The 23,530-nt window shown below is 70.4% G+C and carries 12 protein-coding genes; 11 read left to right on the forward strand and 1 reads right to left on the reverse strand.

All coding sequences use genetic code 11. The annotated features are described in order from the left end of the window. The 4 genes from ACIHIX_RS38245 to ACIHIX_RS38260 form a co-directional block, all read left to right on the forward strand. Positions 1 to 147: sigma factor-like helix-turn-helix DNA-binding protein (locus ACIHIX_RS38245; protein ID WP_399964864.1), on the forward strand; the 147-nt coding region annotated here is incomplete at its 5' end. Beyond that, positions 144 to 860 carry a hypothetical protein gene (locus ACIHIX_RS38250; RefSeq protein ID WP_399964628.1) on the forward strand — a complete coding sequence of 239 codons (717 nt, stop codon included), beginning with the start codon at positions 144 to 146 and terminating at the stop codon, positions 858 to 860. The genes ACIHIX_RS38245 and ACIHIX_RS38250, both read left to right, overlap by 4 nt. A gap of 62 nt (positions 861 to 922) precedes the next feature. Beyond that, on the forward strand, positions 923 to 1,660 hold the full coding sequence (locus ACIHIX_RS38255) for a flavodoxin family protein (RefSeq protein ID WP_399964630.1): 738 nt from the start codon (positions 923 to 925) through the stop codon (positions 1,658 to 1,660). A 207-nt stretch (positions 1,661 to 1,867) separates the two neighbouring features. Continuing rightward, positions 1,868 to 5,074 carry a condensation domain-containing protein gene (locus ACIHIX_RS38260; RefSeq protein WP_399964632.1) on the forward strand — a complete coding sequence of 1,069 codons (3,207 nt, stop codon included), beginning with the start codon at positions 1,868 to 1,870 and terminating at the stop codon, positions 5,072 to 5,074. A gap of 77 nt (positions 5,075 to 5,151) precedes the next feature. Here the strand turns inward: ACIHIX_RS38260 and ACIHIX_RS38265 are convergent, their stop codons facing one another. Next, complete coding sequence (locus ACIHIX_RS38265) at positions 5,152 to 6,195, reverse strand: MupA/Atu3671 family FMN-dependent luciferase-like monooxygenase (RefSeq protein WP_399964634.1); 1,044 nt, start codon at positions 6,193 to 6,195, stop codon at positions 5,152 to 5,154. A gap of 283 nt (positions 6,196 to 6,478) precedes the next feature. Between ACIHIX_RS38265 and ACIHIX_RS38270 the strand changes: the two genes are divergently transcribed. The 7 genes from ACIHIX_RS38270 to ACIHIX_RS38300 are packed head-to-tail and all read left to right on the forward strand — an operon-like array spanning position 6,479 to position 23,485. Next, positions 6,479 to 7,834 (forward strand): class I adenylate-forming enzyme family protein, encoded by a 1,356-nt coding sequence (locus ACIHIX_RS38270; RefSeq protein WP_399964636.1) that lies wholly within the window; start codon positions 6,479 to 6,481, stop codon positions 7,832 to 7,834. Then, a complete protein-coding gene (locus ACIHIX_RS38275) occupies positions 7,831 to 8,577 on the forward strand; it encodes an SDR family NAD(P)-dependent oxidoreductase (RefSeq protein WP_399964638.1) in 747 nt (248 codons plus the stop codon). The genes ACIHIX_RS38270 and ACIHIX_RS38275 overlap by 4 nt, the downstream gene beginning before the upstream one ends. 45 nt (positions 8,578 to 8,622) lie before the next feature. After that, a complete protein-coding gene (locus ACIHIX_RS38280) occupies positions 8,623 to 8,898 on the forward strand; it encodes an acyl carrier protein (protein WP_399964640.1) in 276 nt (91 codons plus the stop codon). Continuing rightward, a complete protein-coding gene (locus ACIHIX_RS38285; RefSeq protein ID WP_399964642.1) occupies positions 8,895 to 14,267 on the forward strand; it encodes a type I polyketide synthase in 5,373 nt (1,790 codons plus the stop codon). The genes ACIHIX_RS38280 and ACIHIX_RS38285 overlap by 4 nt, the downstream gene beginning before the upstream one ends. Then, positions 14,264 to 16,117, forward strand: coding sequence for a condensation domain-containing protein (locus ACIHIX_RS38290; RefSeq protein ID WP_399964644.1), 1,854 nt, complete (start codon positions 14,264 to 14,266; stop codon positions 16,115 to 16,117). Before ACIHIX_RS38285 ends, ACIHIX_RS38290 begins: the two co-directional genes overlap by 4 nt. Next, positions 16,110 to 20,186 (forward strand): SDR family oxidoreductase, encoded by a 4,077-nt coding sequence (locus ACIHIX_RS38295; protein ID WP_399964646.1) that lies wholly within the window; start codon positions 16,110 to 16,112, stop codon positions 20,184 to 20,186. The genes ACIHIX_RS38290 and ACIHIX_RS38295 overlap by 8 nt, the downstream gene beginning before the upstream one ends. Then, positions 20,186 to 23,485, forward strand: coding sequence for an aminotransferase class III-fold pyridoxal phosphate-dependent enzyme (locus ACIHIX_RS38300; protein ID WP_399964648.1), 3,300 nt, complete (start codon positions 20,186 to 20,188; stop codon positions 23,483 to 23,485). The genes ACIHIX_RS38295 and ACIHIX_RS38300 overlap by 1 nt, the downstream gene beginning before the upstream one ends. Positions 23,486 to 23,530 lie beyond the last annotated feature (45 nt).

The raw sequence follows: 23,530 nt of genomic DNA on the forward strand, positions 1-23,530 counted from the left end.
CAGCAGACGGCGGACCTCCTCGGCTGCTCCGTCGGCACCGTGAAGAGCCAGGCCAGCAGGGCGCTGAAGAAGCTGCGCTCCAGCGCGGCCCTGTCGGACTACGCCGGCGGGTCGGCGCACACGGAACAGGACGGACCCCGGGCATGAGTACCGACATCTCCCCGCAGCCGCCGTCCCCTGAGCTCTGGCAGATGCTGGACGAGGCCGCACGGGACTGCGCCCCCACGGCGTTCCCACGTGACCGGGTCGTACACCGGGCCAGGCTCATCAAGCGGCGCCGCAGGCTGGTGACCGCCACTCTGGCCGTCGCCCTGCTGACCCCGCCGGCCGTCAAGCTGGTCCTGCCGCACGAGACCACGCACTCGCCCGCCGTCTCCAGCACCCAGGTGCCGACGCCCGGCCCCTCCGCCACCCACGACCCGGCCGACGACCGCTCGCCGGTCCGTGTCGTGCGACCAGGGGAGCGGATCGAAGCGGGGCTCGGCGTCTGGTACATGCTCAAGAAGCGTGAGTACTGCGACGCGAACCCGGCTGACGAGAAACCCATCTGCGTGGCGGACCTGGACGTGGACCAGCCCGGTGCCATACCGATGACCTTCAACACGCACCCCTTGGCGAACGGGATGGTGTACGTCTTCGCGTACACCGGGAAGACACCCGCCGTCCGCATCACGATGACGGAGAACGGCCGGACCACCGTCCTCCCCATCGTGCGGCTGGCCGGCCGCCCGGCCTATGTGAGTTCCTACGCGGTCGGCGCACCGCAACCCGCCGACGCGAGCGAAGGGCTGCTCGGGGACGCGCAGTTCCGGGTGTACGGCGCCGACGGCAAGGAACTGGCCCGGATGGGGGGACGGTGAACGGCGGAGGACCAGCCGCGCGTGAACGGGACAAAACGGAACACTCGCGAGAAGCTGCCCTCATGACAACCGAACCCGCGCCCGCCGCCGACGCCTCGTACCGCTTCGACGACCTGACCGCTCTTTTCATCAACTGCACCCTCAAACCGTCCTCGCAGCTCAGCCACACCCAAGGGCTGATCGACAAGAGCGCGGAGATCATGATGGCGCGGGGGGTCACCACGTCCGAGATCCGTGCCGTCGACCACGACATCGCCCCTGGCGTCTACCCGGACATGACCGAGTACGGTTTCGCCACCGACGAGTGGCCCGCACTGTACGAGCGTGTGATGGCCGCGGACATCCTGGTCGTCGCCGGTCCGATCTGGCTCGGCGACAACAGCTCGGTGACCAAGCGGGTGATCGAGCGCCTCTACGCCTGCTCCGGCATCCTCAACCCACAGGGCCAGTACGCCTATTACGGCCGCGTCGGCGGCTGTCTGATCACCGGCAACGAGGACGGCGTGAAGCACTGCGCGATGAACGTCCTCTACAGCCTCCAGCACCTCGGCTACACGATCCCGCCCCAGGCCGACGCCGGCTGGATCGGACCGGCCGGCCCGGGACCGTCGTACCTCGACCCCGGTTCGGGCGGCCCGGAGAACGACTTCACCAACCGCAACACGTCCTTCATGACCTGGAACCTCATGCACACCGCCGCCCTGCTGAAACGGGCGGGCGGCATCCCCGCGTACGGCAACCAGCGCTCCCAGTGGGACGCGGGCTGCCGACCGGGGGCGGAGAACCCCGAACACCGCTGAGCGTGGCGTTCTCCCCGTCTTGCCGGCGAGACAAGTGTCGTCCCTGCATCGCCGTGGAATGTGCGCCTCTCTGCTTTGACGTCCGCAGGCAGCTGGTTAGGCTTTATCGAGTCGGTGTGAGCAGTCTCCGTGCCCCTCGGTAACCGCACTCGATCGATTGGTTGGCGGACTTCTATGTCTCGAATACGTCACGCGAATGGACAGGATGTGGTTCCCGCCTCGTCGGCGCAGCGGAGGATGTATTTCTCGTCCTTGGTGAGATCGGATGATGCGGCGGACACCTGGGGAACTGTACTCAGGCTCGACGGGGCGCTGGAGACAGAAAGACTGGATCGCGCACTCAGGGTTCTGTACGACCGGCACGAAACATTGCGCACCACATTCCTGGAACGCGACGGTGAAGTCCTCCAAGTGGTACGCGATGTGCACGGAGATCCTTTCCTCGCGTCCCTGATCGACATTTCGGAGGCCGAGGGCGACACCCACGACGAGCGCCTTGCCTGGGCTGAGGCCGAAGCGGGCAGGCTGCTCGATTTTCCTTTTGATCTGTCATCCGGACCGCTCTGGAAGGCAAGCGTCATACGGGTGTCGCCCAAGCTGCATCTGATGATTCTCGTTTTTCATCACATCATCATCGACGAAATGTCCGCCCAGGTGTTCGCCGAGGAGCTACGCCTCGCCTTCGCTGACCCTGACGCGTCGGCCTGGGCGGTGCCGGCCGTTCCGTACGCGGATTTCTGTCTCGCGGAGAAGGCCTCCGGGGTCGATCGCGCAGGCCTGGACTACTGGCGTGGTCAGCTGGCGGGCCTCAAGTCGGTGCGGCTGCCCGAGGACAGCACGGAAATCCCGGGGAGGATGGTCGGTTCCCGGCTCCCGGTCGCCGTTGCGAAGGATGTGGTGACGGGATTCGAGAGGTTCTGCAAGGAGCGCTCGATCACTCCGTTCATGGGCATGCTGGGAGCCTATTTCATTCTGTTGCAGCGCTGGGCGGGATCGAGTGACATAGCGGTCGGCACGCCGGTACTCGCGCGACCCGACGCAGAATTCTTCGGAACGATCGGATTCTTCGCCAATACGGTTGTGCTGCGCTGCCCGGCAGCGCCCGAATCGACCTTCGATCAGTTCATCGAGCGCGTGAGTGAAATGGTTCTGGACGCACTCGACCACCAGGATGTGCCGTTCGAGACGGTGGTGGAGACTCTTTCCCCCTATCGGGACGCCGATCGCAACCCCCTGTTTCAGGCCGCCATCGGATACGGCTCGCTCGACCCGAGCGATATCTGGGAGCTCGACGGGCTGCGGGTGACGCCGATGCCGGAACCCACGCAATTGGCGCGCGTCCAGTTCGACCTGAGACTGGACATACAACGGCAGGCGCACGAGACCCTGCTCACCGTCGAATACAACCGTCAGCGGTTTTCCGAGGCAGCCATGGAGGTGTTCGCCGATGCCTACGGAAGCCTCCTGGAGTCCCTCACCCTGGCACCCGACGTCCCGCTCGGGAGCATCGCGGTCCTCGGGCACACCGCACAGGCCGAAGCGCTGACGCTCGGGGCGGAGAACGAGACCCGGGAGGGCGGTGCCACCTCGCACCGCGTATCGGCATGGGAACTCTTCGAGGCGACGGCCGCGACCTCGCCTGAACGGGAAGCGGTCGTGGCACCGGGGGAGCGGCTCACCTTCGCCGAACTCGCGGACCGGGCCCGGACGATGAGCGTGGCATTGCGCGCCCGCGGCGTGCGCACCGGCACCATGGTGGGGATCTGCCTGGCGAGGCGCAGCGATCTGATCGTAGCGATGCTCGCCACGTGGGGCGCGGGCGGAGGATTTCTCCTGCTCGATCCACGGCAGCCCCAGGGGCGCCGCCGACCGCTCATCGAGGAGGCGGGCATCACCCTGGTCGTCTCGGACGAGTACGTCGCCGATGTGGAGACGGTCTCCGCGGCCGTCCTCCTGGCGCGTGGGGCGCACGGTGCCGGGGAGGTTCCCACGCACCGCGACGATCCCGCTCGGCGCCCGGCCACCGCGCCCGCCTACATGGTCTTCACCCCGGGTTCCACGGGACAGCCGAAAGGCGTGGTCGTCGATCAGACGAGCCTCGTGGCTCGCGTCACCGCCCAACTGGCGCCGATGTACGCGCGGTTGCCCGACGGCGCTCAGGTCAACGTCGGCGCGCTGAGCTCAGTGTCCTTCGACGCGTTCCTCGATCAGTGTCTGGGCATGATCGCCTTCGGGCATCGGCTGCTGTTGATCGACGAGGAGGAGAGGACGGATCTGCTCCGGCTCCTCGCCCGAGGATCGGATCCCGAATCGGCGATCGACGTGCTGAGCTGCGGCAGCAGCCAGATGGAACGCCTGGTCGACGCCGGCGTCCTGGCGCTGGCGTACCCGCCGAAGCTTGTGGTCGTCGGTGGCGAGCGCGCGCCGGACGGGCTGTGGCGGCGGCTGTGCGAGCAGCCGGGGCTCCTCGCGTTCCACACCTACGGCCTGACCGAGTGCGGTGGAGGTGTGGCCAGGACGGAGATCGGGGAACACACGCGTCAGGAGGGCGGGCGCGCGGCGGGCAGCTCCCGCATCTATGTCGTCGACGAGCAACTGCAGTTGCTGCCGCCCCTGTTCGTCGGCGAGATCTGTATCGGCGGGCCCGCAGTGGCCCAGGGATATCGAGGGCGACCCGCCGACACCGGCGAGCGCTTCGTCGCCGACCCGTTCAGCGACGTCCCCGGTCGGCGTATGTACCGCACGGGTGACAGGGGCCGGCTGCGTCCTGACGGGCAGCTCGAGATCTGGGGCCGCCTTGAGGACCGGGTGACCGTCCGGGGGCTGCGTGTCGAGCCGGGTGATCTGGAAGCGGTCCTTCACACGCATCCCGCCGTCGCCCGGGCCGCCGTCGTCGCGACCGACCCCGGCACGCCCACGGCCCAGTTGGTGGCGTACGTCGTGCCGGGCGAGGAAGGCCGGGAAGGGCTGACGGCCTCCGCCGTACGGGAGTTCCTTCGCGGCAGGCTGCCCTCCGCGCTGTTCCCCGACCGGGTGGAGGTTCTCGAAGCGTTCCCGATCGCCCCCGACGGCAGGCTGGACCGCAGGGGGCTGTCGGATATCGAGCCGTCGGGCACGGTACCGGCGGCCGGCGAGAACGCGGGGCTTCTCGTCGACTCCTGGGGAGAGCGTCTGTGCGAGATCGTGGCCGAGGTGGTCGGAGTCCCGGAGGCGGGCCTCGACGACAACTTCTGGGTTCTCGGCGGCAATTCGCTGCTCGCCATGCAGATCATAGGTCGCGTGCGCACGGAGTTGGGCTGCGAGCTGAGCATCCGAACGATCTTCGAAGCGGAGTCGCTGGGCGACATGGCGGTCCACTTGACGGCCGAGGAGGATGGCGCGGACCGGCCCGCGCCGCACGGGGAGAGGCCGTGATGCCGGTGGCGCGAGTCGACCACGGACAAGGGATCCGGCGAGCCCCTCGCGGAGCTCGCCGGATCCCTTGTCCGCCCTCAGTCGCCGGAGATCGAGCGCAGCCGTCCGAGGTGCGTCAAGCCTGAGACGACCTCGTCCGTCGGCAGCCCGAAGTCGATGAGACAGGCGATCTCGTCCACGCCGATCTCCGCGAGGCGTGCGACGACGCCTTCGGCCTTCTCCACGGAGCCGAGCAGACCGATGTTGTCGAAATAGTGCTCGAACGATCGCTCGACGAGGAAATCGATCTCGTCTTCTTCGAGGTTCTCCGCACCCTCCGCACCGGCATGGGTGTCCGAGGCCAGGATGAGGCTCAGAGAGCTGCGCATGTACGCCGACAGTGCCGGCCGGACCAGTTCCCGGACCGCCTCGTTGTCCTCACCCAGAAAGGTGTGCACCATGACCACGACGTGGCCCGGCCATGCGCCCTGACTCGCTTCGGACGCCGCCTCCCGGTATTCCGCGATCTTCTCGGCCAGTTGCTCCGGGCTCTGACCGAGCAGGTGGGTGAGCAGCCCGGCACCTGTACGTCCGGCGCTGCGGAACGTCGCGACATCGCCGACGCTGGTGACCCAGACAGGCAACTCGGCCTGCACCGGCGGGGGAAACGACCGTACTTTGACCGGGTTTCCCAGGCCGTCCGGAACCTCGATGGTCTCGCCGCGCCACAGTGCCCGTACCTGCTCGATCCGCTCGTACATCTCGGTGCGGCGGTCCGCGTAGGCCGGCGGGTTCAGCGCGAAATCGGTGGCGTGCCATCCAGAGGCGAACGACACACCGACGCGGCCGTGCGAGAGGTTGTCGACCACCGCCCACTCCTCGGCGATCCGCAACGGATGGTGCAGGGGCGCCACCACGCTGCCCGCCCGAATTCTGACGCGGCTGGTGATGGAGGCGATCGCCGCACTGGTCACCGAAGGATTCGGATAAGTGCCTCCGAAGTGATGGAAGTGGCGTTCCGGTGTCCACACGGCACGGAAGCCGTGTTCGTCCGCGAAACGAGCACCGTCGATCAGTAGCCGATATCGATCTCCGTCGGAATTTCCACTGTCATTGGCGAAGTAGAAGAGACTGAAATCCATCCCGCTCGCTCCCCTCGGCTCGGCTGTCCGCATGGACCGGCGTCATGCTATGCATCGGCATGAACTCCTGTCAGTACTTGTCTCGCCGGCGGGACAGGCGGTGGCATGAGGATTCCTGTATCGCCCGGCCGGATGAAATGCCGGTAGTCTCCGTGATCGCCTTACGTGAATGGGAAGCGTGGGCGAATCAATTGACCGCCATGGAATTCACGAGAAAGTCCACACCGTATTCCGTGGCCTCGCGGCTCAGCTGATGGCGCACATGACAGTGAGGGGAGGCGCGATGGACTGGCTGCTGTCGCAACTTCAGGGTCGATCCGACACCGAGGCCATGGTCGGGTACGGCGGCAGCGTCACGTACGGCGAACTCGCGGCGCGGGCCGGCGGCTGGCTGACCGAGCTGAACGGGCTCGGAGTGACGGCGGGCGAGAGCGTCGCGATCGTCGGCAACGCCTCGCCGCACACGGTCGCGCTCTTCGTGGCACTGGCCGAACTCGGCGCCGTCGTCGTTCCCTTCGCGCCCGCCGATCCCCCGAAGGACCAGCGCGAGCGCCGGATCGCGACGGCGCACGCGACCCGTGTCATCGAGTTCAGCGGTCCCGACGAGTGGACCGTCCGGACCGTCCCGGCGGCGGATGCGCCTCGGCCACGGCTGCTGACCGAGCTCGCCCAACGGGGAGAGGCCGGGCTGCTGTTGTTCTCCTCGGGCACGACCGGCGAGAGCAAGGCGGCCCTTCTCTCCTTGCCGCGGCTGCTGGGTGACTTCCGTGCGTCGTCGCGGCCCCGGCGCACGCTGCAGTTCATGGCGCTCGACCACATCGGCGGAGTCAACACATTGTTCCGCACACTCATCGGCGGTGGAACGGTGGTCACCGAGCCGCAGCGCACCCCCAAGCACGCGTGCGAGGCCATCGACCGGCACGGCGTCCAGGTGCTGCCGACCACACCGACCTTTCTCAACATGCTGCTGCTCTCCGGGGCCCACGAGGACCACGACCTGTCCTCGCTCGAACTGATCACCTACGGGACGGAGCCCATGCGGGAGGTCACCCTCGCGCATGCCGCCGAAGTCTTCCCCCAGGTGCGGTTCAAGCAGACGTACGGCCTCACCGAGACCGGCATCCTGCCCACCCGGTCGATCGCCTCGGACTCGTTGCGGATGGACGTCGGGGGACGGGGATTCGGGACGCGGGTGCGTGACGGAGTGCTCTGGATCAAGTCGCCCAGCGCCATGCTCGGGTATCTCAACGCGCCCAGCCCCTTCGACGAGGACGGGTGGCTCAACACCGGAGACGCGGTCGAAGTGGCCGAGGACGGCACCCTCCGGGTCCTAGGCCGGCTGTCGGCGCTGATCAACGTGGGCGGGGAGAAGGTGTCACCGGCCGAGGTCGAGAACGTGCTGCTCCGGGCCGGCAATGTCTCCGACGTCATCGTGACCGGACGCCCGAACGCGGTCACCGGTCACATCGTCATGGCCACGGTCGAGCTGATCGAGCCGGAGGAGCGGCGAGCCCTGAACAAACGGCTGCGCCAGTTCTGCACCGCGCACCTGCCGCCGCACAAGGTTCCGGCCGTCATCGCCGTCGCGGACACGCCGTTGCACGGCGAGCGATTCAAGCGCATGGGGGGTGCGGCATGAACGGCACCGCGGACCAGCGCCCGGTGGCGGTCGTCAGCGGCGGCAGCCGCGGCCTGGGACTGGCGCTGGTGACGGACTTCCTGGAGCGCGGCTACCGGGTGGAGACCTTCAGCCGGACCGAGTCCGCCGAACTCATCGCACTGGGCAAGTCGACCGCTCCGGACACGCTGTTCTGGTCCCCGATCGACGGCACGGACGCGGACGCGGTCGAGGAGTTCGTCCGTACCGCCGCGCGTCGCCACCGCCGCATCGACACCCTGGTGAACAACGCGGCGGTCGGGCTCGAAGGTCTGCTGACGCTGACCGCCCCGGCAGCCATCGACACCGCGCTGCGGACCAACCTGACGCTACCGGTCCTGCTCACCCGGGCCTGCCTCAAGCCCATGCTCGCGAGCCGAGCCGGTGTGGTGATCAACCTGTCCTCCATCAACGCGCTGCGCGGACAGACCGGCGTCGCCGTGTACGGCGCGGCGAAAGCGGCACTCGACGGACTGACCCGGGGCCTCGCCCGTGAAGTGGGCCCTGCCGGAGTGCGGGTGGTCAGTGTCGCTCCCGGCTATTTCGACAGCGAGATGACCGCGGGCATCAGCGAATCCCAACGTCACCGCATCGTGCGCCGGACGCCGTTGGGCCGGCTCGGCTCGGTGGAGGACGTCCTCGGCGTCATCCGGTTCCTCACCTCGCCCGCGGCGAGCTTCATCACCGGCCAGACCATCACCGTCGACGGCGGCTACACCTGCTGAACCCCTGCCACGGGGCCGGGTGATCATGAACGGAGTGTGATTCCAATGAACAAGCGGGACACGGTCAGGGCCGCACTGCTGGAGATCGTGAACGAGGTGGCCGGGCCGGTCGAGCGCCTGGACGAGGACCAGCTGCTCGTCGATCAGCTCGGCCTCGAGTCACTGCACCTCGCGCGGCTCGTCGCCGTGCTGGAGATGGAGCTGGACACCGACCCGTTCTCCGCCGAAGTGCCCATCACCGGTGTGCGCACGGTCGGTGACCTGCTGGAGGCGTACGACCCGGTCGTCCTGCCCCGACTCGGCGCCGGCGAGCCGTCATGACGCGGCGCGCACCCGAGGGGGAACCGATCGCCATCGTGGGCATGGCGGCCCGCTTCCCCGGAGCCGCGGACCTGGACCAGTTCTGGGACGCGATCCTGGCCGGGCGCGAGTCGATACGCGACCTCGGTGAGGAGGAGTTGCTGCGCACCGGCGTCAACCCTGAGTGGCTGCGCAACCCTGACTACGTCAAGGCCACCGCCTCGATGGACGACATCGACCTCTTCGACGCGGCCTTCTTCGACATCTCCGGCCGCGAGGCCGCCGTCATGGACCCGCAGCAGCGGATCTTCCTGGAGACCTGCTGGCACGCCCTGGAGAACGCGGGCCTGGCCACGGCGACCGGGGCCGGGAACCCGGTGGGCGTCTTCGCCGGCAGCGGGGGTGTTCTCACCAGCTATCTCCCCGAGGTGCTGCACAGCTCCGGGCCACTGGAAGATCCCACGGCCTCGCTCGAACAACTCGGGACCGACAAGGACTTTCTCGCCACCCGGGTGTCGTACAAACTCGATCTGACCGGTCCCAGCCTGACCGTGCAGACGGCCTGCTCCACCTCGCTGGTCGCGGTGCACCTCGCGGTCCAGAGCCTGCTGCGCGGCGAGTGCGACGCGGCACTTGCCGGCGGCGTGAACATCCGGCTCCCGCACGCCGCGGGGTACTGGCACCGCCGGGGCGGCATCCTGTCGCCGGACGGCCGCTGCCGCCCCTTCGACATCGGCGCACAGGGAACGATCTTCGGCAGCGGCGTGGGCGCCGTCGTCCTCAAGCCGCTCGCCGCCGCGCTGCGCGACCGAGACACGGTCTACGCCACCATCCTCGGAACGGCGATCAACAACGACGGGGGCGGCAAGTCGAGTTACGGAGCCGCGAGCCTGTCCGGCCAACTGGCCGCCATGCGGCAGGCACTTCATGTCTCCTGCGTCGACCCCGCCACGATCGGCTACATCGAGGCGCACGGAACCGGAGTACCGCTCGGCGACCCCACCGAGATCGGCGCGCTGAAACAGCTCTTCGGGCAGGACGCACCCTGCGCCATCGGCTCGGTGAAGGCGCTGATCGGGCACATGGAGGCGGCGTCCGGCATCGCCGGTCTGATCAAGGCCGCACTGTCCCTGCATCGCGGGCAGATCCCGCCCAGCCCGTACTTCACGGCGCCGAGTCCCCGGCTGAAGCTGGATGACACGGGCCTCTTCGTCAACACGGCGCCACTGCCGCTGCCCGGATCCCCGCGCCGGGCAGCGGTCAACTCCCTGGGCATCGGCGGCACCAACGCCTTCGCCGTGCTGGAGCAGGCACCCGAACGCACGCCCCCCGATCGGCGACCGGGGCCCGAACTCATCACGATCAGCGCCAAGAACGCGGACGCGCTGCGGGAACTGGCGAACCGGTGGGCGAGCCGACTGCGCGAGCCGGACGCGGACCTGACGGACCTGGCCCGCACCAGTCACGTCGGCCGCCGCGCGCTTCGACACCGGCTCAGCGTCATCGCGGACACCGGGCACACAGCGGCCGAGCGCATCGAGTCATGGCTCGGCGACGGCACCGGGGCTGCCGACACCGGCGAATCCGCGCGAAACAGGCCGAGGGTCGGGTTCCTCTTCCCAGGACAGAGCTCCGAGTACGCCGGCATGGCCGTCGAACTCCACCGCGACAGCCCGACCTTCCGCGCGGCACTGGACCGGCACACGGAAACCTTCCGCCGCCTCACCGGAGTCGGCCCGCTCGACGTGTTCGCCGACCCCGCGGCACAGACAAAGGCCGAACTGCTCCAGCCGGCGGTCTTCCTCCTGCAGATCGCCCTGGCGGAATTCTGGGCCTCGTGCGGAGTACGCCCCGACGCGGTCGTCGGTCACAGCCTCGGCGAGTACGCGGCCGCCTGCGTGGCAGGCGTGTTCAGTGTCGAGGAGGGCCTCGAACTGGTCTGCGCGCGCGGTCGTGCCTTCGCGGCCGTACCCGGCAGCGGTCGGATGGTCGCCGTCGGCTGCACCGACCCCGCCGAACTGGAACGGCTGGTCAAGGCCAAGGGCGGCACGGCGGCGGTGGCGGCCTACAACGCGCCGGAACGGATCACGGTCTCCGGCTCGGACACCGAGATGGGCGAGCTGGAAGAGGAGTTCGGACAGCGGCGCTGGGGCGTGATTCCGCTGGAGACCACGCACGCCTTCCACTCCCCGCTGGTCGCCCCGGCCGTACCCGAACTCGTCGAGGCCGCGGGCCGGATCACCCACCGGGAGCCGGTAGTGCCGATGGCGCTGAACCTCACCGGCGCCTGGGCGGGCCGTGCGGAGCTCGGCGCGGAGTACTGGGGACGGCAGCTCACCTCACCGGTCAGGTTCGCGCCCGGCATCGGCGAACTGCTCGCCGGAGGGTGCACGGTCTTCCTCGAAGTGGGTCCGGGCCGCACCCTCACCACCTCCGGCCGCGCCCAGTGCGACGACGATGCCGTCTGGTTGCCCGGCCTGGCGCCCAGAACCCCGGATCAGGTCACCGTGCTCACCCATCTGGCGCGCCTGGAGAGGGCAGGAGTCCCGGTCAGCTGGGCGGAGTACCACGCACCATCGCCGGCGGGGAACGCTTCCGCTCCGCTCTATCCCTTCGCCCGGACCCGGCACTGGACCGCACCGGCGCCCGCGCCGGCCACCGAGACGCCGACCGATGCCGAGCCGCCCATCCCTCCGGCCGGAGACCTGCCGGAACTGACCCGGCTCGCGCTGCCGCAGTCCACGCAACGGCGTTACGAGACCACGGTGGCCGCGAGGGCCCCGCGCGTGCTCGCCGACCACGAGATCTCCGGCCGCCTCGTCGTACCCGGGGCGTACCACACGGCCTGCCTGGTGGAGGCGGTGGCCGCCGACTCCGCCGCGGTCGTCGAGGACCTGGTCTTCCCGCGCGCGCTGGAGGCCGAGGAGACACCGCGCCGACTCCAGCTCGTGCTCACCCCGGCCGGGGACCACCGCTACGTCGCCCAGTCGCTCAGCCTGACGCACCCGCAGGACCCACTGGCCGACGAGTCCTGGCAGGTCCACGCGGAGGGACGGATCCAACGGACCGACGCCGTCGCACAACTGACGGACCGGTCGGCCTACCGCACCGGCCGGCCGGTGCCCCCGACCGAGCTCTACCCCCTGTTCGAAACGGCGGGCTTCCGGTTCGGCCCGGCGTTCCAGTGGATCGAAGAGCTGCGCCTGGACGGTGCGGACAGCTCCGGCGACCTCCGCTTCGCCGCCGGCTCGCCGCGAGAGCGGACCATGGCACTGCTCGACTCCTGCGTCCAGCTGGCCATCGCCGCCCGGATCGTCCGCTCGGCACCTCAGGACGGCGTGCTGCTTCCGTTCCGGATCGAGCGAGCCGTGTTCCACGCCTCCCGCGACGCCGTGGAATCCGGAGTCGCCCTCGTCCGGCACCGAGCGGCCGACGACTCGGGAGCCCTGGCCGACGTCTCGCTGACCGATCATGAGGGCAACCCACTGCTGGAGCTCTTCGGCCTTCAACTGCGAGCCGTCTCCTTCCGCTCGTCCGAGGCGGCGATCTACACCGACGCGTGGGAGACGACCGAGCCGACCGCCGCCCAGCCCACGACCGGCACCTGGATCGTGCTCGCCGACCGTCAGGGGCACTGGCGGCACCCGGTCACCGCGCTGGAGGAGAGCGGCAGCCGGTGTGTGATCGCCGAGGTGGGCACGGCCTTCACCCGCCTCCGAGAGGGGCGTTACACGCTGGATCCCGCCGACGTGGACCACCTGGTGCGGCTGTTCCGGGAGACCGGACCGGCGAGCGTGCTGCACTGCCTCGGGCTGGACGCACAGAACACCCGGCTTGCCTGTGGCAGCGTCCCCGCCCTCGTGCAGGCCACCGAGCAAGCGGACTGGACACCGGATTCCGTGCTGCTGCTCACCCGCGGCGCGGTGGCCGTGCACGAGCCCGCCGAGGTCGGCGACCCCTACGGGGCGATGCTCTGGGGCCTCGGCCGGAGCGCGGCACTGGAAGCACCACAGCTGAACGTACGGCTGCTCGACCTGGACCCACGAGACCCCACCGGCCTACCGAACGTGCCGCTCGAACGGTCCGGCCGCGAAGCCGCGATCCGCGGCGGACGGCTCCACCGGCCCACCCTGCGCCGCGAGTCGCCGACGCCGACACGTCCTGACCGGCTCAGCACCCAGGGGTGCCACCTGATCACCGGCGGGACCGGAGCGCTCGGGCTGCGGACCGCGGCCTGGCTGGCCGGACGCGGGGTGCGTCATGTGGTGCTCGCCTCGCGGCGTGCTCAGGAGGCACGTATCGAGGAGCAGGTTCGTGAGCTGGAGCGGTCCGGGCTGCGCGTCACCCTGGCGAGCCTCGACGTCACGGACGCGGCCGCCGTCGACCGACTGGTCACGCGGGCCCGCCGGGAGTGGGGCGGCCTCAAGGGCGTCGTCCACGCGGCCGGCGTCCTCGACGACGCGGTGCTGTCGCACCTCGGCTGGGACCGCTTCGAGTCGGTGGCCGACCCCAAGGCCGCCGGCGCCTGGCACCTGCACCGAGCCACGCTGGATCTCGACCTCGACCACTTCATCCTGTTCTCCTCCACAGCGGCCCTGCTCGGAGCGCCGGGACAGGCCCATTACGCGGCCGCCAACGCCTTCCTGGACGGGCTCGCCCACTACCGGCGCGGGCTGGGCCTTCCCGCCCTCAGCGTCGGCTGGGGGCCGTGGGAGACGGGCATGGCGGCGCAACTGAGCGAACGGATGCAGAACCGGCTCCTGGAGGGCGGGTTCACCCCGCTGGCGGCCGGTCCGGCGTTCGCCGCGCTCGACCGGCTTCTGACCGGGCCCGGTGGTCATCACGGGGTGTTCTCCGTGGACTGGTCGCGCTACCTCGACCGGTTCCCCACCGGGCGGGCGGTCGTCCAGGGTGCGGGGGCGTCAGGCGGGGACGGCGTGGAGGCGGTCAGGCGGCTGCGGCGGGACCGGCCCGGCGCCACGCCGGAACACCGTCGCGAGCTGGTGCTCGACTACCTGCGGAGCATGCTGGCCGCGCGGCTCGGCATGCCCGAGGCCGCCGTCGACGAGGACCTCTCGCTCCATGAAGCGGGGCTCGATTCGCTGGTGGCGGTCGAAGTACGCGGCCAGATCTTCCGCGACCTGGACGTCGACCTGCCGCTCACCGGCCTCCTCCAGGGCAAGGCCCTGCGCCTGCTCGTCGACGAACTGTCGGAGCGCCTGACGCTCGACGCGCCGTCCCGAGCCGCCGCGCCCACGGCGGCGACGACCGCGGCGGAGCCCTTCTCACCGGAGGAGGCGGAACGCCTCCTGGCCAACCTTGACTCGCTGACCGAGGACCAGATCGAGGCGCTGCTGCCCTGGCTGGCCGAGGGGGACGGAAGCGCATGACCACCGACGACGCCCGGCAATGGGAGCTGCGCAAAAGGCTGGAGGCGACCCTGCGGGCACGTGCCGGTCAGGCGCGCACCGCACATCCGCTGTCGTACGCCCAGCGCCCGCTGCTGCTGCTCCACCGGATGAACCCGGACAGTGCCTCCTACAACGTCGGGTTCACCGCTCGCTTCACCGGCGGATTCGACCCCGCCGACTTCCGCGCCGCGGTCTCGTCGCTCGTAGGGCGGCACGCCGCACTGCGCACCACCTTCAGCGGCACCGACGGCCAGACGGTGCACGGCTGGCTCGAACCCGACTTCGCCGAAGTCGACGCCCGCCACTGGGACGAGCGGCAGCTCGTGGACGAGGTGCACCGCGCCTACCGAGAGCCGTTCGCACTCTCGGCCGGGCCGATGGTACGGGTGCGGACGTATCAGGTGGCGCCGGGGGAGGCCGTGGTGCTGCTGGCCGTGCACCATGTGGTGTGCGACTTCTGGTCGCTCGGTGTCATCGTCGCCGAACTCGAGCAGCTCTACCTGGCGGAGACCGAGCGCACCCCGGCGCGGATGTCCGGACACAACGTCCCCTACAGCGACTTCGTCGTCCGTCAACGCGACTCGATCCAAGGGCCGAAGGGCAGTGAGGCGCGCGCCTATTGGCACGCTCAGCTCTCCGGCCCGCTCGAGCCCGCCTCATGGCCTCGCTGCGCACTCGACCGCGACGCCGACGGGGGCGGATCGATCGTCTTTCCCCTCGCCCCGGAGCTCACCGACAGCGTCTTCGTACTGGCCAAGGACGAAGGGGTCACCCCGTACGTCGTGCTGCTGACCGCCTATCAGGTCCTGGTCGGCCGCTACACCGGACAGCGGGACGTCCTGGTGGGATCCCCCTTCGCCGGGCGGACCGATCCGGCGCTGGCCGAGTGCGTCGGAAACTTCGTCAACCCCGTCGTACTGCGCGCCGACATGGGCGACGCGGTGTCGTTCCGGGAACGGCTGGGCCGGACCCGCCGTACCGTCATCGAGGCGCTGGAGTACCAGGACTACCCGTTCGAGCTGCTGGTCGGCGAGCTGGCGCCACGTCGGGTGGACGACCGCAACCCGATCTTCCAGGCGATGTTCAGCTACCAGAAACCCAGCCGGTACCCGGCGCTGGCAGGTCTGTACGTGGCGGACGACGGTGCCGCGCCGGTCGACTGGGCCGGGCTGACCGCGGTGCCGTTCCGACTGGACCAACAGGACGACCAGCTCGAACTCGTTCTTGAGATCGTGCACGACGGGGAGCGGCTGGTCGGGCTGCTGAAGTACCGCAAGTCCGTCTTCTCCGCCCGGGCGGCCCGGCAGGTCACCGAGAACTATCTGGCGCTGCTGCGGGCCGCGCTCGCGGACCCCGGTCGCACGGTGACGGAACTGCCCATGGCGTCCGAGGTCGTCCCCGGCGTCGACCGGCACACCGCCGAGGCACCCGAGCCCGCCCGCGCAACTCCTCGCAGCGGCAACGAGATACGCGGTGTCGAGCAGCGCATCACGGCCGTGTGGCGGCAGGTGCTCGGGCGCGAGGGCATCGGGCCCGACGACAACTTCTTCGACCTCGGGGGTAACTCCATGCTGCTGATGGAGGTGCACGAGCTGCTCGTCGACGAAGCCGCGGACACTCCGCTGAAGATCAACGAACTGTTCCGCCACCCGACCGTGGCCGGCCTGGCCCGGCACCTCGGCCGGACCGACACCGGGGTCGGCGCGAGCCCCGGCCGCAGCCGGGCATCGAGCAGACGCGCACAGTTGGCCGACGGCACGGCCCGCGTCGCCCGCCTGCGCGCGAGGGAGCGTCGCGTCCTGGACACCGACGGGGGCAGCGATGTCTGACGGTGGTACGGCCGCCGCACCGGTGCGGTCGAACGACGTGGCCGTGATCGGCATGTGCGGTCGGTTCCCCGGTGCCGGGAACCTGACTCGGTTCTGGGACCGGTTGCGTGCCGGGGACGACATGCTGACCACGTTCACCGACGCCGAACTCACGGCCGCCGGGGTGCCGGAGCGTGTGCTGCGCGATCCCCGGTATGTCAATCGGGCCGCGATCCTGTCGGACGCCTTCGACTTCGACCACGAGTTCTTCGGCTTCACCAGGCGCGAGGCGAAACTGCTCGATCCGCAGCAACGCGTCCTGCTCGAAGTCGCGTGGGAGCTGCTCGGGACCATCGGCTACGCCGGCGGAGCGGACGCCCAGGCCATCGGCGTGTTCGCCGGCGCGTCGATGAACACGTATCTGACGAATGCCGTGGCCCGTTCCTGCGATCCGCTCGGCTACGACGGCACCGAGCTCATGATCGCCAACGACAAGGACTATCTGACCACCAGGATCTCCTACAAGCTCGGTCTCAACGGGCCGAGCGTCAATGTGCAGACCGCCTGTTCGACATCCCTGGTCGCGGTGCATCTGGCCGTGCAGAGCCTGCTCACCGGTGAATGCGACATCGCCCTGGCCGGCGGTGTGTCCGTCATCGCCAACAGCTATCCGGGCTACGTCTACAGCGAGGGGATGATCCTCTCCCCGGACGGGCGGTGCCGGCCCTTCGACGCCGAGGGGGCGGGGACGACCTTCGGTGACGGGGTGGGTCTCGTCGCCCTGAAGCGGCTGGCCGAGGCGATCGAGGACGGGGACCAGATCCTCGCGGTGGTCAAGGGTTCGGCGATCAACAACGACGGCTCCGACAAGATCGGGTACACCGCCCCGAGTATCGGTGGGCAACGCGCCGTGATCTCCGAGGCGCAGGCGGTGGCCGAGGTCGACGCCGACACCATCACGTACGTCGAGGCCCACGGCACCGCCACGGCTCTGGGCGACCCCATCGAGTTCGCCGCGTTGAGCGAGGCCTTCGCCGACGGCGGTGCCCGGCCGGGCCAGTGCGCCCTGGGCTCGGTCAAGGCGAACGTAGGGCACCTCGCCGCCGCGGCGGGAGTCGCCGGCTTCGTCAAGGCGGTGCTGGCGCTGCGGCACCGGGAGATCCCGGGCCACCCGGGATTCGACCGGCCCAACCCGCAGATCGATCTGGTCAACAGCCCCTTCTACATCAACACGCTGCCGACGGCCTGGCCGGCGGGCGACACTCCCCGTCGGGCCGGAGTGAGTTCGTTCGGCATCGGCGGCACGAACGCCCATGTCGTGCTGGAGGAGGCACCCCCGCTCCCGGACCGGCCGGCCACGATCGGCGGCCCGCAGACACTGGCCGTGAGTGCCCCGAGCGCGCAGGCGCTGGCGGAGTTGGCCGGCCGGCTGGCCGACGTACTGGAGGCACCGGACGCGCCCGACCTCGGCGACGTGGCCTTCACGCTGCGGCGGGGCCGGCGCGGTCACGCGCACCGCCACACCGTCACCGCGGCGGACCGCGCCACCGCCGCGGCCGGACTGCGCGCGCTCGCCGACGGCGAGCGCGGGGGCGGGCGGGTGGTGGAGAGCGAGCCGACCGTGTCCTTCCTGTTCGGCGACGTCCCGACCGACGAGTTCCGTGCGCTGTCGGCACAGTTGTCCGCGGTCGCCGAGACGGTCGAGCGGTCGCCCGTGACCTCCGTGCCGAGTAGGGACGACGCGCCGGCGGCTCTGGTGACCGCGAGCCAGGTTCTGGCGACCCTGTGGACGGAGTCCGGCGTGCGGCCTGCGGCGGTCGGCGGCGCAGGGGCCGGCGAAGTCCTCGCGGCGTGCTTCGCCGGTGTCTTCGGGCCGTCCGACGCGGCGGCACTGCTGGCCTGGCGGGCCGGACTGATCGACCACGCCCCCGAGTTGCGCCCGCGGATCCCGGACGTACCCGTCCTGTCGGCCGTCGTGGGCGGCGAACTCCCGCAGTCACGGGCGCTCGACCCGCTGCACTGGACCCGGGACGTATGGGAGGGCGAGCGGCTGGACGAGGCGTTCACCGGCCGGGCGGCGGACGGCGCGGCCCTGGTGGCGATCGGGAACCCGTCCGTGCTCCCCACGGACTCCGGCCTCGACGGCGAGCGGGACCTGCCGCCCGTGTCCCGGTTGCTGACCGCCGCGGGCCGGCTGTGGACCGAAGGCGTGCCGGTGGACTGGTCCGCCTGGTACGGCGGACGACGGCACCGTGTCCCCCTGCCGGTGCACGCGCTGCAGCGCACCTTCCTCCGCCTCGCACCACCGCCCGCCTCCGGCGGGGAGAAGCCGGGCTCCACGCCCCGACCGGCCGAGTGGCTCTACACACCGTCATGGCAGCGCCTCGGCCCCGGAGCGGGCGCACACGGGGCGAACCCGCTGCCGGCCGGGCCATGGCTGCTGTTCGCGGACTCCGGCGGCACCGGCGACTCGCTGGCAGACGCCCTGCGCGAACAGGGCGCCACCGTGGCCGTGGTGCGTCAGGGAGGTTCCTTCCACCGGGCCGACAGTGCCTCCTTCGTCGTCGACCCCGGAGAATCCGGCGACTACGAGAAGCTGTTCGACGCGCTGGCCACGGACGGGCTGACCCCGGAGCGGGTCGTGCACCTCTGGTCCCTGGACATCGCTCCGGGGCACCTCGCGACGGACGGTCTGGACCGCGCCTGCGACCTCGGACTGTTCTCCGTCCTCGATGTCGCCGGCCGGCTCGGCCGGGGCCCCGACCCCGCGGGCGGGGACATCACGGTGGTGGCCCGCGACGTGTACGACGTCACGGGCGCGGAAGTGCTCGCGGCCGGCGCCGCGATGACCGATGCCGCACCGCGCTTCCTCTCCCAGGAATCCGCCGGGCTCCGGTGCCGAAGCATCGACATCGGCACCGGCACTCCCGGCCCGGACGTCCTCCTCGCCGAGATCCTCGCCCCGACCGGGACGCCGATCGCGTTCCGGAACGGGCACCGCTGGACGCGCCGTCTCGTACCGGTGGCGGCTGAGCCCGGCCCGCCCGTCCCGACCAGCCGGCTGCGACCCGGCGGCGTCTACCTCGTCGCCGGCGGTCTCGGACGGATGGGCCTGGCTCTCGCCGGCCATCTGGCGCGCGTCGCCGGGGCCACCCTGGTGCTCGTCGACCAGTGCCCGCTGCCGCGACCCGAGGCGTTCGACCGGTGGCTCGCCGAACACGGAGCGGCCGACCCGGTCAGCCGGACGATCGAGGCCGTCCGCGGCATCGAACAGCTCGGCGCCACCGTCGTCGCGGAATCCGTCGACGTCACCGACGCGCGGGCGATGAGGGAGCTGGTCGCCGCCGCGCGTCAGCGGTTCGGCCGGATCGACGGGTGGTTCCACTGCGCCGCCGACGCCCCGCGCGACCGGACCGACTCCGGGACCGGCCGCGCCGACCGGGCGGCCTGGCGGCGGGCTCTCACCGTGAAGGTACGCGGCGCGCTGGTGCCGGCCGAGATCTTCGCCGAAACCCCCGTCGACTTCGGCGCCGTGATGCGCTCGCCCGCCGCGGTGCCGGACGGCGGCGACCCGTGGCAGGCGGCGGCCGACCGCCTCCTCTCCGCGCGGTCGTCGGGCACGGACGGACTCCTCGCCATCAGCTGGGACGACTCCCTGCCACCGGAGCAGCGTGCCGAAGTCCTCGACCTGGTACTGCGCTCCGACCTGCCGTCCCGGCTCCATGTCTCGGCCACCGACCCGGAACGCCGTGCACGGCGGCGGGCCCACCCGGAGCCGGTGTGCCCCGTACTCGCCTCGCCCCGGCGGCAGTTGAGCGGCGACGAGCTGAAGGCGGCGCTGGCGGCCCTGTGGTCCGAAGCGCTGCGGACCGAGATCGATCGTTACGACCTGAGCCTGTTCGAGGTGGGCGGCGACGAGCTGCTGGCCGTCAGGCTCGCCCGGCGGATCGAGGAACGACTCGGCGTGCCGCTCACGGCGGTCGAACTCCTAGCGAACCCAACGATCGACCACCTGGCCGCCGTTCTGGCACCGGGACGCACCGCGGCGCCGTCCCAGCGCCGTGTCGGCCGCCGAAGGGAAACAGCCTGATGTTCGACCACCAGGAGAGCACCGTGGAACTCCTCCTCCAAGAAGTAGGCACCATCGTCGGCGACTATTTCGACATCGAGCCCGGAGAGCTGGACGCCAACCTCGCGGTCACGGAACTCGGGGACTCGATGTCGCTGCTCGGCATGTTGCAGCGTCTGGAGGACCGCTACGGCTGCAAAGTGCCGCTGCGGCAACTCTTCGGTGACGTCCGCACCCTGCCCGACCTGGCCGCGTACCTTGCGGCCAACGCACCGGCGGAGAAGCTGCCGGGAGCGCGGACAACGCCGGAACCCGCTGCCGCCGCCAGTGTCGACGTCGTGGTCCCCGCCCCATCGGCTCCACCGGCGCACACGCCGCGCGGCACAGTGACGCCAGGCGTGTCGACGGCCGTAGAGGACCTGATCAAAGAGCAGCTCGCGGTCATGCAGCGCCAGCTTCAGCTGCTTGCGGGCAGCGAACCGATCCCTACCACCGGCCCGATCCCCGCAGCCGGCCCGGCCGTTGGTGGCGTGTCCGGGGCCGGAGGTTCGGCGCGGGTGGTGCTCCCCCCGCCGAAGTCGGTGGTGCCGCTCGCACCCGGCGCCCGGATCGGCGCGGCCGGCCCCGTGGAGACGGCGGAGCGCGCCCGCTATCTGAAGGAGCTCGCCGACCGCCTCAGCAGCCGGACCAAGGGTTCCAAGGAGTTCGCCCAGCGGTTCCGGACGATGGTGGCCGACAGCCGGTCCACCGTCGGCTTCCGTCCCTCGACCAAGGAGATGCTGTACCCGATCGTCGCCGAACGGGGCCAGGGCTCGCGGCTGTGGGACATCGACGGCAACGAGTACGTCGACCTCACCCTGGGATACGGCGTCCACCTCCTCGGCCACAACCCGCCGGTCGTCATGTCGGCCGTCCGAGAGCGGCTGGACGTCGGGTTCAGCCTCGGGCCGCGCACCCAGCTGGTCGAGGAAGTCGCCGCCGGAATAATCGAGTTGACCGGCATGGAGCGCGTCGCCTTCCTCAACAGCGGCACGGAGGCGGTCATGACCGCGGTGCGACTCGCACGGGCGGCGACCGGCCGCGACAAGATAGTGGTCTTCTCCACCGCGTACCACGGCCACTTCGACAGCGTGCTCGCCATGCCGTCCCAGGAGAACGGGGTGTTCGGCACCCGTCCGCTCGCACCAGGCGTCTCGCCGCTCGCCGTGGAGAACGTGTACGTGCTCGAGTTCGGCACGGACGCCGCCCTCGACTTCATCGACCGGCACGGATCGGAGCTCGCGGCCGTTCTTACCGAGCCGGTGACGCTGCGCACCCCCGGCGTGCAGAAGCCCGCATTCCTGCGTGCGCTCCGCGAGATCACCAGCAACCACGGTACGAAACTCGTCTTCGACGAGATGGTCACCGGTTTCCGCTGCCATCCGGCGGGCGTCCAGGGGCTGTACGACATCAGGGCGGACCTCGCCACCTACGGCAAGATCGTAGGGGGCGGGATGCCGCTCGGCGTCATCGCCGGACGCGACGGGGTCATGGACTCGATCGACGGCGGCGTCTGGAACTTCGGCGACGACTCGGGCCCGAGGGTGGAATCCACCTTCTTCGGCGGCACGTTCAACCAGCACCCCCTGACCATGGCGACCGCCAAGGCGGTCCTCGACCATCTGCGCGCCGAGGGCCCCGAACTGCAACGCGACCTGGACCGCAGGACGGCGACGTTCGCCGACCAGCTGAACGCCGATTTCCGCGAGCTCGACGTACCGATCGAAGTCCACCGGTTCTCCTCGCTCTTCAAGTTCGAGCACCAGGCGAACATGGACCCGTTCTACTTCAACCTCCTGGAACGGGGCGTGTTCGTCTGGGAGTTGCGCAACTTCTTCCTCTCCACCGCGCACGAGCAGGCCGATCTCGACCACATCCGCACCGCCGTCCGTGAATCGGTCGAGGAACTGCGGGCGCATGGCCTGCTCGGCAGTCGGCACACGAGTCCGGCCGGCCCCCGACCGCCCGCGGCAGCGCCGTCCAGCACCCTCGCCCAGCGGCAACTACGGGCCCTGGACCAGGAGGGTGTGCCCGCCTTCGAGATGTCCGTCGGGTTCTGGCTCGACGGCTCACTGGACCGCGACGCACTGCGCACCGCCGTCCGGGACCTCGTCGCCCGTCATGAGACGCTGCGCACCACCTTCAGTCCGGACGGCGACACGCTCGTCGTCCGCCCGGCGCCCGGGACACCGTCAAGCGCTCTGCTGACCGAGCACACCTGCGCGGACGAGGACGCACTCGGGCGCTTCCTGCGGAGCTGGGCGCAACGACCGCTCGACCCGGTCGACGGGGAGGTGTTCCGCGCCGCCGTGGTGGAGGTCGAACCGCGACGGCACCTGCTGCTCATCACGGTCCATCACGCGGCGGTGGACGGCTGGTCCTACGGCGTCCTGCTCGACGACCTGGTCGCGCTGTACAACGCCAGGTGCCGCGGCACGAGCCCCCAACTGCCCCCGGCCACACAGTTCCGGGAGTACCTCGCCTGGCATGAGCGGATCGCCGCAGGCCCGACCGCCGCAGAGCACCGCGCCTTCTGGCGTTCCCTGGTGGAGGGAGTTCCCGCACCGGTCCTGCCGAGGTCGGGGCAGCCGGGCCGGTTCCCCTACCGCGCGGTGCGGCACAGCCTTCTCCTCGATCCCGGGTTCCGCGACCGGATGCGCGAGGCCGCCCGCGAGGAGGGGGTCACCGTCTTCGCCTATCTGGTGGCGGCCTGGGGGGCACTGTTGCAGCGACTGACCGGACAGGACGACATCCTGCTTCCGGTCGCGTCCGCCCGGCGCCCACCGGAGCTGGACCAGGTGGTCGGATACTGCTCGAATCTGCTGCCGCTGCGCCTGAGCACGCCGGCGGACCTGCCGGTCGCGGACTACGTGGCCGAGGTTCTGACACAACTGGTCGACGGGCTGGAGCACCAGGACTACCCGTTCGCGGACCTGATCGCGGAATCCGCCCCGCCCGGAGCGGGCCTGCGCAGCGAGTTGTTCACCACGTCGATGTCGTTCTACCGGCAGGTCGTGGTGCCCCCCATGGACGGGCTCGCGGTCTCACAGGCCGAACCGTTGCCGATCACCCGCACCGGCAACCCCCTGGCCCTGAACATCGTGGAGAGCGCCGACGGACTCCGGTGCGAGTTCGAGGCCGCGGCCGACCTGGTCGACCCCGAGCTCGTCGAACGCCTTCCGCGGTACTTCCGGAACCTGCTCGACGCCATGGTCGCCGACGGCGAGCGGCCGTTGGCCGAACTGGACCACGAAGGCGAGGAAGGCCCGACCGGGAGCTAGGTCGTGTCCGGCGGATCATGCCGCAGACGCGGGGCAATGAGGCGC

The sequence above is a fragment of the Streptomyces sp. NPDC051913 genome, from assembly GCF_044593635.1.
In the GTDB taxonomy this organism is placed as follows: domain Bacteria; phylum Actinomycetota; class Actinomycetes; order Streptomycetales; family Streptomycetaceae; genus Streptomyces.